11 protein-coding genes, 1 other RNA gene and 1 pseudogene are annotated in these 14,136 nt (G+C 41.5%); 9 read left to right on the plus strand and 4 right to left on the minus strand.

Annotation, left to right across the window (positions count from 1 at the left end):
- The 9 genes and pseudogenes from VTH8203_RS20355 to VTH8203_RS20400 form a co-directional block, all read left to right on the plus strand.
- Positions 1–181 (plus strand): annotated as a pseudogene (locus VTH8203_RS20355) (ISAs1 family transposase); the annotation flags it as partial.
- Between the two features lie 281 nt (positions 182–462).
- The gene (locus VTH8203_RS20365; RefSeq protein ID WP_096995295.1) at positions 463–1,827 is read left to right on the plus strand and encodes a protein adenylyltransferase SelO family protein; all 1,365 of its coding nucleotides are present in this window, start codon (positions 463–465) and stop codon (positions 1,825–1,827) included.
- A 187-nt stretch (positions 1,828–2,014) separates the two neighbouring features.
- The gene (locus tag VTH8203_RS20370) at positions 2,015–3,013 is read left to right on the plus strand and encodes a glycosyltransferase family 2 protein (RefSeq protein WP_244181273.1); all 999 of its coding nucleotides are present in this window, start codon (positions 2,015–2,017) and stop codon (positions 3,011–3,013) included.
- A gap of 53 nt (positions 3,014–3,066) precedes the next feature.
- Entirely contained in the window at positions 3,067–3,321 is a 255-nt protein-coding gene (locus VTH8203_RS20375) for a hypothetical protein (RefSeq protein ID WP_096995296.1), read from the plus strand.
- 222 nt (positions 3,322–3,543) lie between these two features.
- On the plus strand, positions 3,544–4,533 hold the full coding sequence (locus VTH8203_RS20380; RefSeq protein WP_244181274.1) for a radical SAM protein: 990 nt from the start codon (positions 3,544–3,546) through the stop codon (positions 4,531–4,533).
- 27 nt (positions 4,534–4,560) lie between these two features.
- A complete protein-coding gene (locus tag VTH8203_RS20385; RefSeq protein ID WP_096995297.1) occupies positions 4,561–5,847 on the plus strand; it encodes an HlyD family secretion protein in 1,287 nt (428 codons plus the stop codon).
- Between the two features lie 2 nt (positions 5,848–5,849).
- On the plus strand, positions 5,850–7,994 hold the full coding sequence (locus tag VTH8203_RS20390) for a peptidase domain-containing ABC transporter (protein ID WP_096995298.1): 2,145 nt from the start codon (positions 5,850–5,852) through the stop codon (positions 7,992–7,994).
- Positions 7,987–8,625, plus strand: coding sequence for an acyltransferase (locus tag VTH8203_RS20395; RefSeq protein ID WP_096995299.1), 639 nt, complete (start codon positions 7,987–7,989; stop codon positions 8,623–8,625). Before VTH8203_RS20390 ends, VTH8203_RS20395 begins: the two co-directional genes overlap by 8 nt.
- Before the next feature lie 20 nt (positions 8,626–8,645).
- A complete protein-coding gene (locus tag VTH8203_RS20400; RefSeq protein ID WP_096995300.1) occupies positions 8,646–9,344 on the plus strand; it encodes a hypothetical protein in 699 nt (232 codons plus the stop codon).
- A gap of 967 nt (positions 9,345–10,311) precedes the next feature.
- Here the strand turns inward: VTH8203_RS20400 and VTH8203_RS20405 are convergent.
- From VTH8203_RS20405 to smpB, 4 genes are all read right to left on the minus strand, one after another.
- Positions 10,312–11,442, minus strand: a complete 1,131-nt coding sequence (locus VTH8203_RS20405; protein ID WP_096995301.1) for a site-specific integrase — start codon at positions 11,440–11,442, stop codon at positions 10,312–10,314.
- A 312-nt stretch (positions 11,443–11,754) separates the two neighbouring features.
- Entirely contained in the window at positions 11,755–13,035 is a 1,281-nt protein-coding gene (locus VTH8203_RS20410; RefSeq protein ID WP_096995561.1) for a site-specific integrase, read from the minus strand.
- A gap of 96 nt (positions 13,036–13,131) precedes the next feature.
- Positions 13,132–13,498: a transfer-messenger RNA gene (gene ssrA, locus VTH8203_RS20415) on the minus strand.
- Positions 13,499–13,565: 67 nt separating this feature from the next.
- Entirely contained in the window at positions 13,566–14,051 is a 486-nt protein-coding gene (gene smpB, locus VTH8203_RS20420; RefSeq protein WP_006072527.1) for an SsrA-binding protein SmpB, read from the minus strand.
- Between the last annotated feature and the right edge of the window lie 85 nt (positions 14,052–14,136).

Here is a 14,136-nt window from a genome sequence, read left to right on the forward strand (position 1 = left end):
CGTATTCAGAGAAGATGAACTAAAAGTAAAAGACCCAGATGGAGCTGCTCACTTAGCGGCATTTAATCGTGCTGCGTTGAACACGATAAAGCAGGATGAGAGTGACAAAGATAGCTTGGCTGCCAAACGTAGAAAGTCAGGTTGGTCTGGTGAATATCGCTCAAAAATAATATTTGGCTAATATTTATTCAAAGTGGAATCCCGCCCTGATATGGGCTTGGGTTGATGATTTAACGCTATCTCATTATATGACTCAGCCTAGATTCTCGCTTAAACCAATGAATTGGAATGAGGGAAGAAATCTAATTGTTGTTGATTGGTTTGTTGAAAAAAATAGGGCAAGTCAGTTGAAGGAGCTATATAAGTATGTAATGACGTCTGCGAACATAAGTAGACGTGAGATCAATATTTGTATTCGAGACGACCAAGGAAATATCATCAAAACGAATAAACGGACTGTTTATGGCTACTGAACTTCTCAAAACACATAAGTGTGTAGGGAAAAATAATACACCTTATATTGATAAATATCTCCCTCAAGAATCCTTTGTTCTGTTTGATACCTATAAACTAAAAGATAGTGAAGTCGTTTGGATCAATAAAGAGCTTATACAGGAGTATGAAATCGACCTTGATGAAAACGCCATTAAAAGTGAGTTGATCGAGAACTTTAGCTACGTATCAAAAGGCTATGCCAAGAAAACTAGAATTGTAACTAGTGACAAGAAATCATTTATGGCTGACCAGTATGGTTCACGTCATGAAATATGCAATGGTGGGAGCGCCCGGTGTGGCTTAAATGGGTACTTTCAGATTAAAGGAATTGGTCGTAATCCGTTAGTCGCTGCAAATATGTCTGAAAGCCATTCACACGGCAAGTTGTTTATTGATGAAGCGATCAGTGAAGCCATTTGGGGCGAAATTTGCCACAAGCACTTGCCCTACGGAGCGATACGTACATTAGCTATTATTAAAACGAATATAAAGCATAAGTTTGGATACTTAGATGATGCACCAGATAAACACTGTGCTTTAGCAATCAGGGAAGTATCGGTACGCCCTGCCCACTTTGAGCGTTGCACTTTTTTTTGGCCAGAGGAAAGTTATAGTTTTCTTCGTGATAATGACGCAAACCGCGTAAGAAAGGCCGTTCCTTATCTCCCAAGTTTGTTGTTAGGCGATAAGAAAAACGCCTCCATAGGCGATGCCCTCAATATAATGGTCGACCGACTCGCGTGTCAGATTGCAGCGTCAAGAGTAAAAGGCATCCCACACGGTTCTCTAACCAGCTCAAATATTTCGGTTGATGGTCGATTCTTAGACTTTGGCACAATAACAGCAGTGCCCGATTTCGGAAATTATGTTCTGGCAAATGGTGTTGGGGCCGTATGGGATGACCACGAACTTATCGAATCCTGGCTCATTAACTTCATTGACACGCTCAATCACTACTCAAGAGGTGGATTGACATTAAGTCAAATAAGAGATTACTCATCGGAGTTTTCGAGATTACTTGACGAATATGAGAATAAGTTTCTGCTATTTGAGTTAGGCATTGAAGAGCATTCAAAATCCAATATCGATAAAGCGATTCTTTTAAAAGAGCATCTTAAAAGCGAAGAGCGCAGGTTTATTACTCGCTTTAATGATCAAGAATTTCGTCAGAATATCCTCTTTGAAGCAGAGGCCCTCGGTTTGGAAGTTAAGTCTGTAGGGTTCCCTTTGCGAAAGGCCAAATATTCATCCTTTACCATGCTTCAAGGATACTTGAATACAAAGTACGACTATCAATCTGTTAGTCAACTTATTAATAGTTATTTATCATAAGTGAGATGACTATGATTGATATTATAGAAATAATCCTAATTACAACGTCTTTATTGTCATTTATTACAACTCTTGTTTTGTTTGGGTGTTATAAACTTAGAAAGTCGAACTGTAAAAATGACGACGACCCAAAAGTTTCTGTATTTTTGCCTTTTATAATGAAAATGAAGAGCATTTAGTCTGTGCATTGAACAAGTCAAATGAACAAGTCTATTCAAGTCGGATTCAAGTTATTGTTATTGATGATGGCTCAACGAATAATGCAATCACTAAAGTTAAAGAGTGGATTTCTAACATTGAAGTTAATCACGACTTCCAGATTGTTGAAAGAGCGGTCAACGGTGGAAGGAAAGGCTTCGCTTTAGACCATGTCTTAGAACTGGGAGTCGCTACTGGGGATGTGTATGTCGTTGTAGATAGCGATACTTATATTGAACCTAACGGTATCTATGAACTGGTTACTAAACTTTGGTCTGATGATAAATATGCTGCCGTTTGTGGCTATATTACACCGGAAAATCATAAAGACAGTTTCATTGGAAAACTGCAACACTACGAACATATTAGCTTTTATGGTGCAATCAGAGCCGCACAAGACAAACTTGGTTGTGTTCCCGTATTAGCCGGCGCATTTGTTGCTCACCGCGCTTCAGCAGTGGAAAAGTTAGGTGGGTGGAGTGAGTGGTTAGTCGAAGACATTGCCTGGTGCTGGAAGGCAATATCAAATGGCTATCGAACAGGTTATGCACCAAAAGCCAAGGCAACTACGCAGTGTCCCACTGATGCTAAGGGATTATTTAATCAACGTCGGCGTTGGGCTCGTGGACGAGTTGAAGCTTATGCCGAAGCATGGAAAACACATTGGATAGCTGGATTGTGTGCATCTCCTTGGTTTCTATTGACTGCGGCACAATACTTATTTCCGTCGAGCATTATTTTATTAGGATTTATGGTGGCAATGGGCATTTGGGTACCAATAGTAATCGGTGCAGCCAATATAATGATCTATTTTTTGTTGGTGCAGTCCTATATAAGAGACTTTAACTTATCTGGTGATTTATCAAATCGTCAGGTTTTAAAAGCACCAATGTATTCTGCTTTGTTAGAAGCAATTACATGGCTACCAAACTTACTTGGCTATTCTGATGAAATTCTTGGAAAGAAAAAAGGCTGGTTAACAAGATAGTTTTTATGAGCGCAGTACTCTTTTACTGTAATTCAAATATAAGGAAATAACTTATGTATAACTTAAGTGCTGATGAAATATCAATGGTTGATGGTGGTGGTGATGGTAACTCTAGTGGTTATCCTGCTTCGCCAAGTGCTGTTGCGCAACAAGCTAACTCTCCGAGTCGTGCTTGTGGACAAGCTATTGCAACAGGAGCGGTTGTTAACGGGATGGCTGGCGGATACATGGGAGGCCTCAAAGGAGCTGTAGCTGGAGCTGTTGCAGGTGGTTTCTCTGCAGCTATGAGCGGAACATGTAACATATAATTAATATTAAGGTCAGTCGATTTAGTCATGATTGGCCTTAATTTAAAGGAGCTGAAATGATAACAGTTTTAATATCTATAGTAGTGGGTAGTATTTTGTTTTTTTGTTCATTGGATAATGGGCTTCCTACAGGTTATAAAGCGATTTTATCATGTGTTATTTTATTTTTTACTAATGTTGGAATATTTAATTTTCTAATAAAAATAAGGCATAGGAATTGACGTGAACATATCAGATATATCTAGTTACAATGATTTGTTTTTTGTTAACTGGGCAATAACAAATAAGTGTAACTACCAATGTGACTATTGCCACAGTGATCTACGAAATGGAAATATTAATTCGCCAACTTTAGAAGTGTCAAAGAAATTTATTGACCTTATAATATCTCAGAAGAAATCTTTAGGGGGTGGCTTGTCTTTCGAGTTTGGTGGTGGGGAAGTAACTCTTTTACGCTACTTTGGAGAATTAATTCAGTACATCAAAGAAAATGAGGGGTTAGTTACAATAGTTTCTAATGGTTCTAAGAAATTATCTTGGTGGCAAGACAATGCTGAATATTTATCTGGTGTTAGCCTCAGTTATCATATTAATGACATCAAAAATGAGTCTCACTTTATTGAAGTTTCTAAAGTTCTTGAAGGGTCTGCTACAACCCGCTTTCACGTTAACATCATGATGGTTCCCGAGCGGTTTGATGATTGTCTAGCGTTTGCAAACAAGTTAAAACAGAAAGTTCGTTGCTCCATTGCTTTACAACCACTTTTTGAAGGCTTCGGCCATGGTGGAATTACTAAGAAGTATCCGTACACCCCTCAACAAGAGCAGATAATGAAAGGCTTTCGCGGTCGTCCGGAATTAAAAACGCTTCCGCCGTCCATGGCTGAGTTAGAAGTCAATTATGCAGATGGTACAACTAAAAATCTGTCGACTTTTGATCTGATCGCCAATGATCAAACAAATTTTGTTGGCTGGGACTGTTACGCTGGTATTGATAGTTTAGTTGTTACATTTAGCGGTGACATCTACCGTTCTTGGTGTATGCAGGATGGCCCGATTGGCTCCATTTACGACGAGAACATTGAACTTCCTACTAAACCCACTAAATGCAGGACTAAAATTTGCCAATGCGGTGTTGATTTGTCGGCGAAAAAAGTGAATACAAAGTTAATTACAAATAAGCGACAAGAAATCGCAGTGACCCAGCTCTAGTCCGTTTGTTTAGGGAAAGGATTACCCGTGGTAGCAAGAGCCAAACATTTATATCGGCCAGAGTATTTTGAGGCGCAGAAATCAGACCATCAAGGATCTATTTTGATTGATGCGTCATTGAATCAGCACCTATTCGTAGGTGCATCTGTGTTCGTTTTGATGACTATTATTTTTTTCGTTGTTTTTGCTGAGTATACGCGCAGAGACACACTTAATGGAGTTGTCAGTCCGACAGGTGGTATTGTCAAAGTGCAGGCGAATGATGAAGGCTATGCCGAAAATGTATTCGTTACGGAAGGCCAAATAGTGCGCTCTGGTGAGCCGCTATATGAGATAAAAACTGAGCGATATGATGAGTTTGGTCAAGGCGTTAAACAGCGAATTGTTTCCACTATTGAAAATCAAATTACATTGTTAAATGAACGCCGAAACAAAGAAGTAGAGAAATATCAACATCAGCTAGAGGTTATTGATGATGACCTGATACGTTTATCAGAAGAGGCTGGCATACTAAATGCTGTTGTTGACTTATCTGAACAGGAGTTAAGTCTTGCTCAAAGTTTGGTTGATAAACAGCAAGTGTTGGTTAACAAGCAGTTTTTCTCCGCTATTGAACTTCAAAGGCAAAAACTTGAGCTAATAACATTAGAAGCTAAGGGACAAACCCAGCGTCTAAGTTTACAGCGGTTGGTAAGAGAAAAAGCCAAGCTAGAAGAAACGAAAGGCACTCTCCAGTTAGAGCTCGACATTGCCCTACAAGAGATAGATCGCCAGATACAACAAATTGCTCAAAACAAAATAGAGTACTTTTACCAAACGGATACGCAGGTAGTATCACCGATTAACGGTGTGGTTGCGTCAATTTTCGTTAAAGAAGGTCACTCAGTGAACAAAGGGCAACCTCTTCTTGTTGTTATCCCTGAGGGGGAAGAGCCAGTCGTTGTTGAGTTATATGCGCCGAGTCGCAGTATAGGTTTCATTCAAGAAGGTCAAGATGTCCGCCTACGGTTTGATGCGTTTCCCTATGAAAAGTTTGGCATCCAGCTAGGTGTTATTGCATCCGTATCAAAATCTGCAGTCTCTGCCGAGATGTTGCCAAATAGCCCTTTAATACAAAGCCAGCTTTCGCGTACTCATGGTGGCGTTGGTTTGTACCAAGTGAGAGTAAAACTCGATAAACCGACTATTACGGTTTATGGGGAGGAGCAAATGTTTGTGCCAGGAATGACATTGACCGCAGATATTGAACTGGACACACGTAAGGTTTACGAGTGGCTGTTAGAGCCTTTGTATACCATCAAAGGGCGTATGTAATCATGCATGTAGAAGGGTTGATAGACTGGGGGTGGGGAAAGAAGCTCCCTTTAATTCGACAAACGGAAAAGGCGGAATGTGGTATTGCATGCCTCGCGATGATTGCTGATTGGCATGGTTACAAAACCGACCTGCGTTCGCTGAGAGCAAAGTGCGGCATAACCCAGCATGGGATGTCATTTGCACGGCTCATTGAGTGCGGTGCACTCCTCAAGCTCTCTGGCCGTGCGGTACGCTTAGATCTTAATGAACTTGACCAACTAGCCACACCTTGCATTTTGCATTGGAACTTAAACCATTTCGTTGTACTAAAAAAAGTGAGTGGTAAGAAAGTTGAAATTCACGATCCTGCCAACGGAGCATTGACACTGAGTCATGATGAAGTCAATAAGCATTTCACAGGCATCGCGCTCGAGCTAACACCCACCCACGACTTTGAGGAAAAAGTTGAAAGCAAAGCAGTTCGGCTATCAACTTTAATTGGTAAAACCGTTGGTCTTAAAGGGGCACTGGGTCGAATCTTTGTGTTCGCATTGGTACTAGAGGTATTAGCGCTTACTTTGCCGATCTTTAACCAGATTGTGATTGATGAAGTCTTGGTGGGGTATGACAAAAACCTCCTCGTACTTGTCACTGGAGCCATACTCATGGTAACAGCGACACAAACTCTAATCGGCCTTGCTCAGCAATGGGCGACAATCAAGCTATCCGTGAATTTCAATATGCAGTGGGCGGCAAATGTTTTTCATCATTTGTTTCGATTACCTATAGATTGGTTTGAAAAAAGGGATATCGGAAGCATTAGTGCTAAATTCTCTGCTGTGGATGTCATTCAACAAACGTTAACGACTAGCGCTATACAGGCCTTACTCGACTTAGTGTTAGTGGTTGGCACACTGTCGGTTATGTTGGTTTACAGTCCTCAGCTCTCTTTCATAGCGATTGCGGCGGCGGTAGGCTACATCGCTCTCAGATTCGCGTGGTTTGGGGCTTTTAAACGCGCCGAAGAAAATACTTGGGAAGCCAGTACTCAAGAAGAAAGCTACTTCATAGAGACAGTTCGTGGTGTATTGAGCTTAAGAGTTAACGGGACGCTACCATGGCGTGAGTCTTCTTGGAGGAATCTTAATATAAATCGCAGAAATGCCCAGCTAAACGAGCAAAAGCTTGGGATGATCTACAATACATTGAATGTAACGATTGTCAGTCTTGTTTCCGCTACGGTTCTCTGGTTTGGTGCAAACTTAGTGTTGAATGGACTATTTACAATCGGCATGCTCATGGCTTTTCTTTCATATCAAAGTCGATTCTCAGCCAGTATTAGTTCCTTAATTGATAAGTACTTCGAGTTTAAGATGTTATCTGTGTACAACGAGCGTTTGGCGGATATTGTCTTAACTGAAAAAGAATCGGACAGTGCTCCTGAAAACTTGGGGTTACCCGTTGTAACCAATAATCCAAGCGATACGGTTATCGAGTTTGATAATGTTTACTTCTCCTACGGAAAAGATCAGCCTCCTATTCTTAACGGTGCTAGTTTCAGTGTAAAAAGTAGTGAGATTGTTGCGTTAGTTGGGCCGTCTGGTTGTGGTAAGTCAACAATTTCTAAACTCTTGTTGGGTATTTATTCCGTTACGTCGGGTAGCATCAATTATTTTGGCAATAAGTCGACAGCCTCCAAATCTTTAAGAAACCAAGTTGGTGCGGTACTGCAAGAAGACCAATTGTTTAGTGGTTCAATTATCGAAAACATCACTTTTTTCGCTGGCGATTTAGATGAAGAGTGGCTAGTCGAGTGTGCCCGCAGGGCTGGTGTTCATGATGACATAGAACGTCTCAACATGGGCTACCACACTCTGGTTGGCGAGATGGGGTCTAGCCTTTCTGGAGGCCAAAAACAAAGAATTCTCATTGCAAGGGCGCTGTATAAAAAGCCTAAGTTTCTGGTGTTGGACGAAGCAACAAGTAGCTTAGACATCTATACGGAGTCGTTTGTTTGTCAGATGTTTAAAGAAATCAATACGCCTATTTTGATGATTGCTCATCGTCCAGAGACGATAGCATCAGCTGATCGAGTGCTACTCATGGAAGGTGGTCTCGTTCAGGAAATCCCAAATAATTTCAAGCAGGAAGCTCAAGATGTATAACCATGAAAGAATACTCTGTCCAGATAATCATTCGGCATTATCTGAAGTTGAATTGATGGAACAATATGGCAAGTACTTTGGTTCGGATAATTGGGTGACATTTTCTGGGTGCCCTTCGATAACTTTGACCAAAGTCGGGGCAAATGGGTTTGAGCATTTTGAGAATGGAAGAGAAGCTATTTCAATTGATTCGGGATGTTACATAGAGTCGTCTCATGTCCCAGCCTTCCCTTCTGGTGTTACTAAACTGACCAGTGTCTCTGTTAACGACAGGCCGTTTGGAAAAATAATCATTGGCAAAGGATGTGTGCTCCAAGGTACTTCCATCTGTGCCTACGGCAAAGTCTCAATAGGAAACAATGTGATTTTTGGTCCTAATACAGTGATTATGGATTGTAGCGGCCATGCGCTTACACGGCGTGGCCATTCGGATGAACTTGATATGCTTGAAGCTGAGCCTGTCACCATTGGAAACGACGTTTGGATCGGTTACGGGTGTATTGTTCTCCCTGGTGTGAAAATTGGCGACGGTGCAGTTATTGGGGCTGGTAGTGTAGTGACGAAAGACATTCCCGCCAACTGCATGGCTGCTGGCAACCCATGCACTGTTAAAAAAATAGAATTAAACTAATAGAAAATGGAGCTCAGAAAATGAGGTTAGTTTCCCTCTCGATATTATCACTAGCATTGTTGTCGGGTTGTAGCAGTACCCCAATTATTTTCATGCCCGAGCACAATGTGACGGTTTCTGGAACGACGCTTGTTTTTGACGGTCCCATATCTGGCGATAGCGTTTTGGAAGCATTAAGAGTTGTTCGAAACTCTGGTGTAGAGATTGAAAAGCTTAGAATAACTAGCCCTGGCGGTGATGTGCCTTCGGGTATCGAACTTGGGTATTTCATCAAAGAAAATAATTTGAACGTTGAAGTTGATAAACTTTGTTTTTCTGCATGTGCAAATTATGTCATTCCAGCTGCAAAAACTGTCATAATTAAAGAAGGCTCTCTTATTGGTTGGCACGGAGGGCCAAGACAGTCAGATGAGCTTTGGTATGCTTCGTCACCCTCGAGTAATAAAGAAGAGTTAATAAAGTTTATATCTCGGCTACGCGAAAAAGAAGATGCATTTTTCGAGTACATTAATGTTGACCCAGACATTACAGTCTATGGTCAAACTAGTTCAGAAAAATGTCAACTAACAAAGGAAACGCACGGGTGGTACTACTCAATAAGAGATTTGGCTAAAATGGGTGTTCCTAACGTAGTTATAAATGGTGAGCTAGCCTCTTCGATTGAATATCAAGGCGATACAATTAATGTTTGTTTGATGCCAGAACTCAAAGGCATATGAAATGTAAAAAACTCTGTGATTAATCATTGTTAGCGCTTGTTTAAAATGGTCCTGTCTATCAGCGTGATCTTTATTACCAATTCGGGACGCCGAGTTAAGTGAGTACAATCACTACCGGGATAACCCCGGCGACCTAACTTGATGCTATGGCCTACGGTTGGTGTAAAGCTGGTCTGCGACATTCGTGTTGGACACCAATTTAGGATTCTCCATACTTGTGTTTATTCACAGATTTCTAATACTCGATTTTGAGTAACTCGTTTTTGTCCGTGCAACCTGAAGTCGTATGAAGCGTTGTTCACCACGATAAGAGTGAACCATCTGTATCACCAGATGACCCTAGGTTCCTGAATAAAGCAGCGGAACCGACAATGTAACGAAACTCAGGCGTTAGCTGAGTGGGAACGGAATCGTGAGAAGATGTTCCTCCTGAGAACCACAGCTCGGGTGAGTGCTGGGGAGTCAATATGATGAATGTAATGTGAATCCATTTAAGGCGCGTTATATGATGAAGCAGCGGAAGTGGTTAATACGCTGTAGCCAAAAGGCAACGAGAGTCGGAAAGAGATTGGACATTACTCTTTCGTGGTCATTGCACTCTCCGCACCATTGTGGGCATCTAAGTTGACATTTTACGCGACATACGGAACAGGGTAAGCCTGTATATCTCCCTATGGGAAAGCAGCCTGTGAAGGTCGCCGATAGGTATGCAGGTAAAGGAGGTTAGAGAAAGCGAATGCCCTTTTGTAATGAAGGGGATACAGGTTTATATCTGGCGCGAAAGCGAGCTGACTTCTAACTGGTCTCCCGTTGCGAGATAGCTTGAAGAACTTTATTAAAGGAGAAAAGCAAATGATGATTTCGAATGAAATTAGTGCGTCTTCTGACAACGAACCGTGGTTTCTTATTCATTAAGTGGCCATTGGGACAGTTTTAAAGCTTTGTGTGTGTATCGCAAAGGTAATTGTTACTGGGTGCTTAACGGTGCCTTTGTGGAGGCTTGAGCCGTATGCAGTTGGGTCACTGATGGATGAAGTGAATGCGAGTAAGCTTGATGAGTCGGAGATTTGTACCAATCTCCTAATCGTTTTTCCTCTGTACTCGTAACATGCCCAGCGATGCTCATAATGGTTGGAAATGACGTATCATTTTCACGCAGCTCCGTGATGAATCTGTGGCGGAATGAGTAGCAGTCTAGGCCTTTACCTAAACCTAATTGCGATCGTCGTCGCGCAAACCATTTTGACGCGTTGTGCGAGTAGTAACCATTAACTAGTGGTAATTCAGGGAACAAACGACCTCCGCAGCGAGACTCAACAAAGTCCATGAAACCTAGTCGAATTAACTCAGAGTGTATAGGAATTAGACGCACGGAGTTATTGTTCTTGATTCGTTGTCCCTCCATTCCTTCGTTGATCACAATGCAAGGGATGCTATCTATGTGGACAATATCTGTCGCGAATAGACCGCATACTTCGTTTAGGCGAGTACCAGTGAACCTTAGCATTAGAGGAACCCAGTAGTAATAAGGGTGCAGATACCTATGCTCTAGATATTCATCCATGTTGTAGATTAGGTTTAGGTGATCATCATCAAAGGAGTGACGCCTGTTGCTCACTACTTCACGTTTTGTCATTAGCTTGCTAAAAACGTTTTGGTTTACCTGAGACATCTTGACCCCAAACTCCATGAAGCTTGAGTTACCTTGTATTATTTTCAAACACCTTGCTGTTGAAAGTGTTTCCTTTCCAAGCTCAAAACCCAAATATATAGCCTCAAAACCTTCGGTGTTAGCAAGCTCTGGAATACGTTTTCTGTTTTTGGGATAGACACTAAGAGCCCTTTTAAAATTTAAGGCACACTCGTAATCGATCTCATCGAGATATGTGGCTCCAGTCACCTCTTGAAGTAAGGCGACACAGAATCGGGTTTCTCTCGCAGCTTTTTCGCTCTTACCACTCTCTAGTTGGATGCGCTCATACTGTTCATAAAGCTTCGCAATAGGGATCCTCTCAAATGGCCTTTCGTGTGAGAGTGCTGTTGGTTGATGCTTCGATTTAAACATCGCAAGCGCCAACGGAGACTTTTTCTTGTTCATCGCTTTTCCTTTTCTTTTCGAACTAAACGCTCGTAATAATGAGTTCGTGGTTAATATTTTAATCACAGAAATCAAACTTAAGGAATAGCCTCAAGCTATTGACTTTGTTGGTTTTTTTGTTGCAGTTAAAAGTGCCAGTTGCATTAGTTTACGTTTTTTCAACACTATACCAAATGTCAAGTTTTCAGTTTTTTGTGAAAAAAAAACAAAAAAAATCCATTTCGAACTAGTCAGCGATAAGTTTTGTCTCTCAGAACGCAAAAATTAGGTCGTCTTCGTCTAAAAATGAAGATATTTGTGAACTGGCAGTTTTTAGAACCGAAGTTTAGGAACTAAAACAGGCAGCTCTGGAATCTTATTGATTGCATCGTATAACAGCTCAATTTCGTGATTTTTACCGTAACGATCGTACGTTATTGATTTAGTCGAGTGCCCAAGTAGAGATGCCGCCACATCAACGTTTACCTGTTTATTTTTAAGATTTGTGGCAGTGGTATGGCGAAACGAGTGAAAATCAAACCCGTTACCGAATCCTAGTCGTTTTTTCAATCGCCCAAACCATTTACTGGCAAGAGTTCCATACCCATCGCGCTGGAGTGATAACTCGTTGAAGATTCGCCCGCTTTGTTTTTGAAGCACGAACTCAATAAAACCAAGGTTGAGTAGTTGTTGATGGATTGGAACGGTTCTTTCACTGTTAAGATTTTTAAGTCGTTGGTCTTCGCGGACAGCCCTGATTTGAATACACCATACTTCATCTACTTCGACTATATCGTCCGTATAGAGTTGGCATAGCTCGTTTAGCCGAGCTCCTGTGTAGTAAGCGAGAATAGGGAGCCAATACTGATATGTATGCTTGAATGGCTTTTTGTTGAAGCCTTCATTGCTAAAAATAGTGTATAGGTGCTCCATTGAGTAATGATTTTTGCTATCACGATCTCGTGCGGATTTTCTAAATTTTAATGATTTAAATGGGTTAACATCAGTGTATTCATTTTGCATACACCATTCGAAGAATGAAGAGACCTTTTGCATATAATCTTTAACGCTTCCCTCCGATAGGCTCGTCCGTCTAAGTTGTTTGTTCAGAGACAATATCTCGGCGTTACTAAGTGATTTGAAATCCTCATTCTTTTTTGCGTTTGAAGGGAAGTGATACAGTTGTTGCTGGACTAACTCCGCATCTCGGCGTCGGATCCTTCTAATCGATTTATGACCAAGTAAATCTAGAACAATTCGACATTTTGCTCTTTGTCCTTCTAGCGTTTTTTCTGAGACAAAGTTAGCTTTGTATTCGCAATACATATCAAGGAGTTTTGCCGTGTCAGGGGCAGAGGCTGGCTTTGATGATGCCGTTATAGTTGGTTGAGTACGACCGAGAGCAAAACTGCTATTTTCAGTTTTGCTGTTGCCGTTGATTTGCTTAAGTATCGATAGCTCTATCTCAAGTGCTAACATTCGTGCATGAGAAATATCAGTTGTACGTAAAGACCGTTTGAGTTCTCGACGCCCTTCAAACAGTTCTCTTTTGGTTTCTGGTATTTGATAACGAAATTGCCAAATTCCAGTTTTTGATAGGGATAGATAGCGCATGTTTAGTACCATTTTTTAGTACCAACAGCCAAGTTTTTGAGAGATAAAATACAAAAAGGGCGATAACTCAGAGAGTTACCGCCCTTTCCAAACGTTTGGTGGAGCTGGCGGGAGTCGAACCCGCGTCCAGAAACCATTCATCATTGGTACTACATGCTTAGTCGATCTTTAATTTCACCACCAACCTGCGAACCGACACGCTAGTTAATGGCTAACCTGAATTATAATTCGCCGTTCATCTCTCAGGTGGGAAAATCCGGGCTAGCGCGTTTGGGTTTGATCCCTCGTTGGTCCCCGTCTTACGTGCGGAAGCTAGGGCGAGAGAGCTCTGAGCAGGTTATTAAGCTGCTAGTGCGTAGTTTTCGTCGTTTGCGACTATTTTTTTGCGGCTTTTTACGTGGCCAACCGCCCCACGGCATGCACCTCAGACTGCAAAATTCCTGTCGAATCCTAAATCAGCCCCAAAGTGTTCCTTGCATAGTACCAGAAAAGCTTACGCTGTCTAGCTCTGCAAGTTTAAGTGGTCACTATTAACGCAAATTACTCTTCATAATTCGTGCTTTATCGCGAGCCCAATCTTTTTCTTTTAAATCAGCGCGTTTATCGTGAAGCTTTTTACCTTTGGCGACGCCAACTTTTAGCTTCGCCCAAGAGCGAGACCAGTAAAGGGCAGTAGCGACCAAAGTCATACCGTCACGGTTAACCAGACCAATCAGTTTGTCCAGTTCACGACGGTGCATCAGCAACTTACGAACGCGAGTCGGTTCAGCCACAATATGCGTAGAGGCTTGATTAAGTGGGATGATAGACATACCGCTGATGTACGCCTGACCATCACGGATATAGACGTAACTTTCTGCGATATTAGCTTTGCCTTGGCGAAGTGATTTTACTTCCCATCCTTGCAGCTCAATTCCAGATTCAATTTCGTCTTCGATGTGATATTCGTGGCGAACTTTTTTGTTCTGAGCGATGGTATTACTACCCGCTTTTTTCTTTGAATTCTTCTTTACCATAATGGAGTCATTATAAGGTCTGTTTTTGGATTAAGGAAAGGCTTTTATGTGCTTGATCGATAAATTCACGACGTTAACACTGCTT

The organism is Vibrio thalassae (assembly GCF_900089835.1).
Classification (GTDB): domain Bacteria; phylum Pseudomonadota; class Gammaproteobacteria; order Enterobacterales; family Vibrionaceae; genus Vibrio; species Vibrio thalassae.

Coding starts and splice junctions, on each gene's coding strand:
- VTH8203_RS20365 (WP_096995295.1), top strand. CDS start 463: ATGGCTACTGAACTTCTCAAAACACATAAGTGTGTAGGGAAAAATAAT.
- VTH8203_RS20375 (WP_096995296.1), top strand. CDS start 3,067: ATGTATAACTTAAGTGCTGATGAAATATCAATGGTTGATGGTGGTGGT.
- VTH8203_RS20390 (WP_096995298.1), top strand. CDS start 5,850: ATGCATGTAGAAGGGTTGATAGACTGGGGGTGGGGAAAGAAGCTCCCT.
- VTH8203_RS20395 (WP_096995299.1), top strand. CDS start 7,987: ATGTATAACCATGAAAGAATACTCTGTCCAGATAATCATTCGGCATTA.
- VTH8203_RS20400 (WP_096995300.1), top strand. CDS start 8,646: ATGAGGTTAGTTTCCCTCTCGATATTATCACTAGCATTGTTGTCGGGT.
- VTH8203_RS20405 (WP_096995301.1), bottom strand. CDS start 11,442: ATGAACAAGAAAAAGTCTCCGTTGGCGCTTGCGATGTTTAAATCGAAG.
- VTH8203_RS20410 (WP_096995561.1), bottom strand. CDS start 13,035: ATGCGCTATCTATCCCTATCAAAAACTGGAATTTGGCAATTTCGTTAT.
- smpB (WP_006072527.1), bottom strand. CDS start 14,051: ATGGTAAAGAAGAATTCAAAGAAAAAAGCGGGTAGTAATACCATCGCT.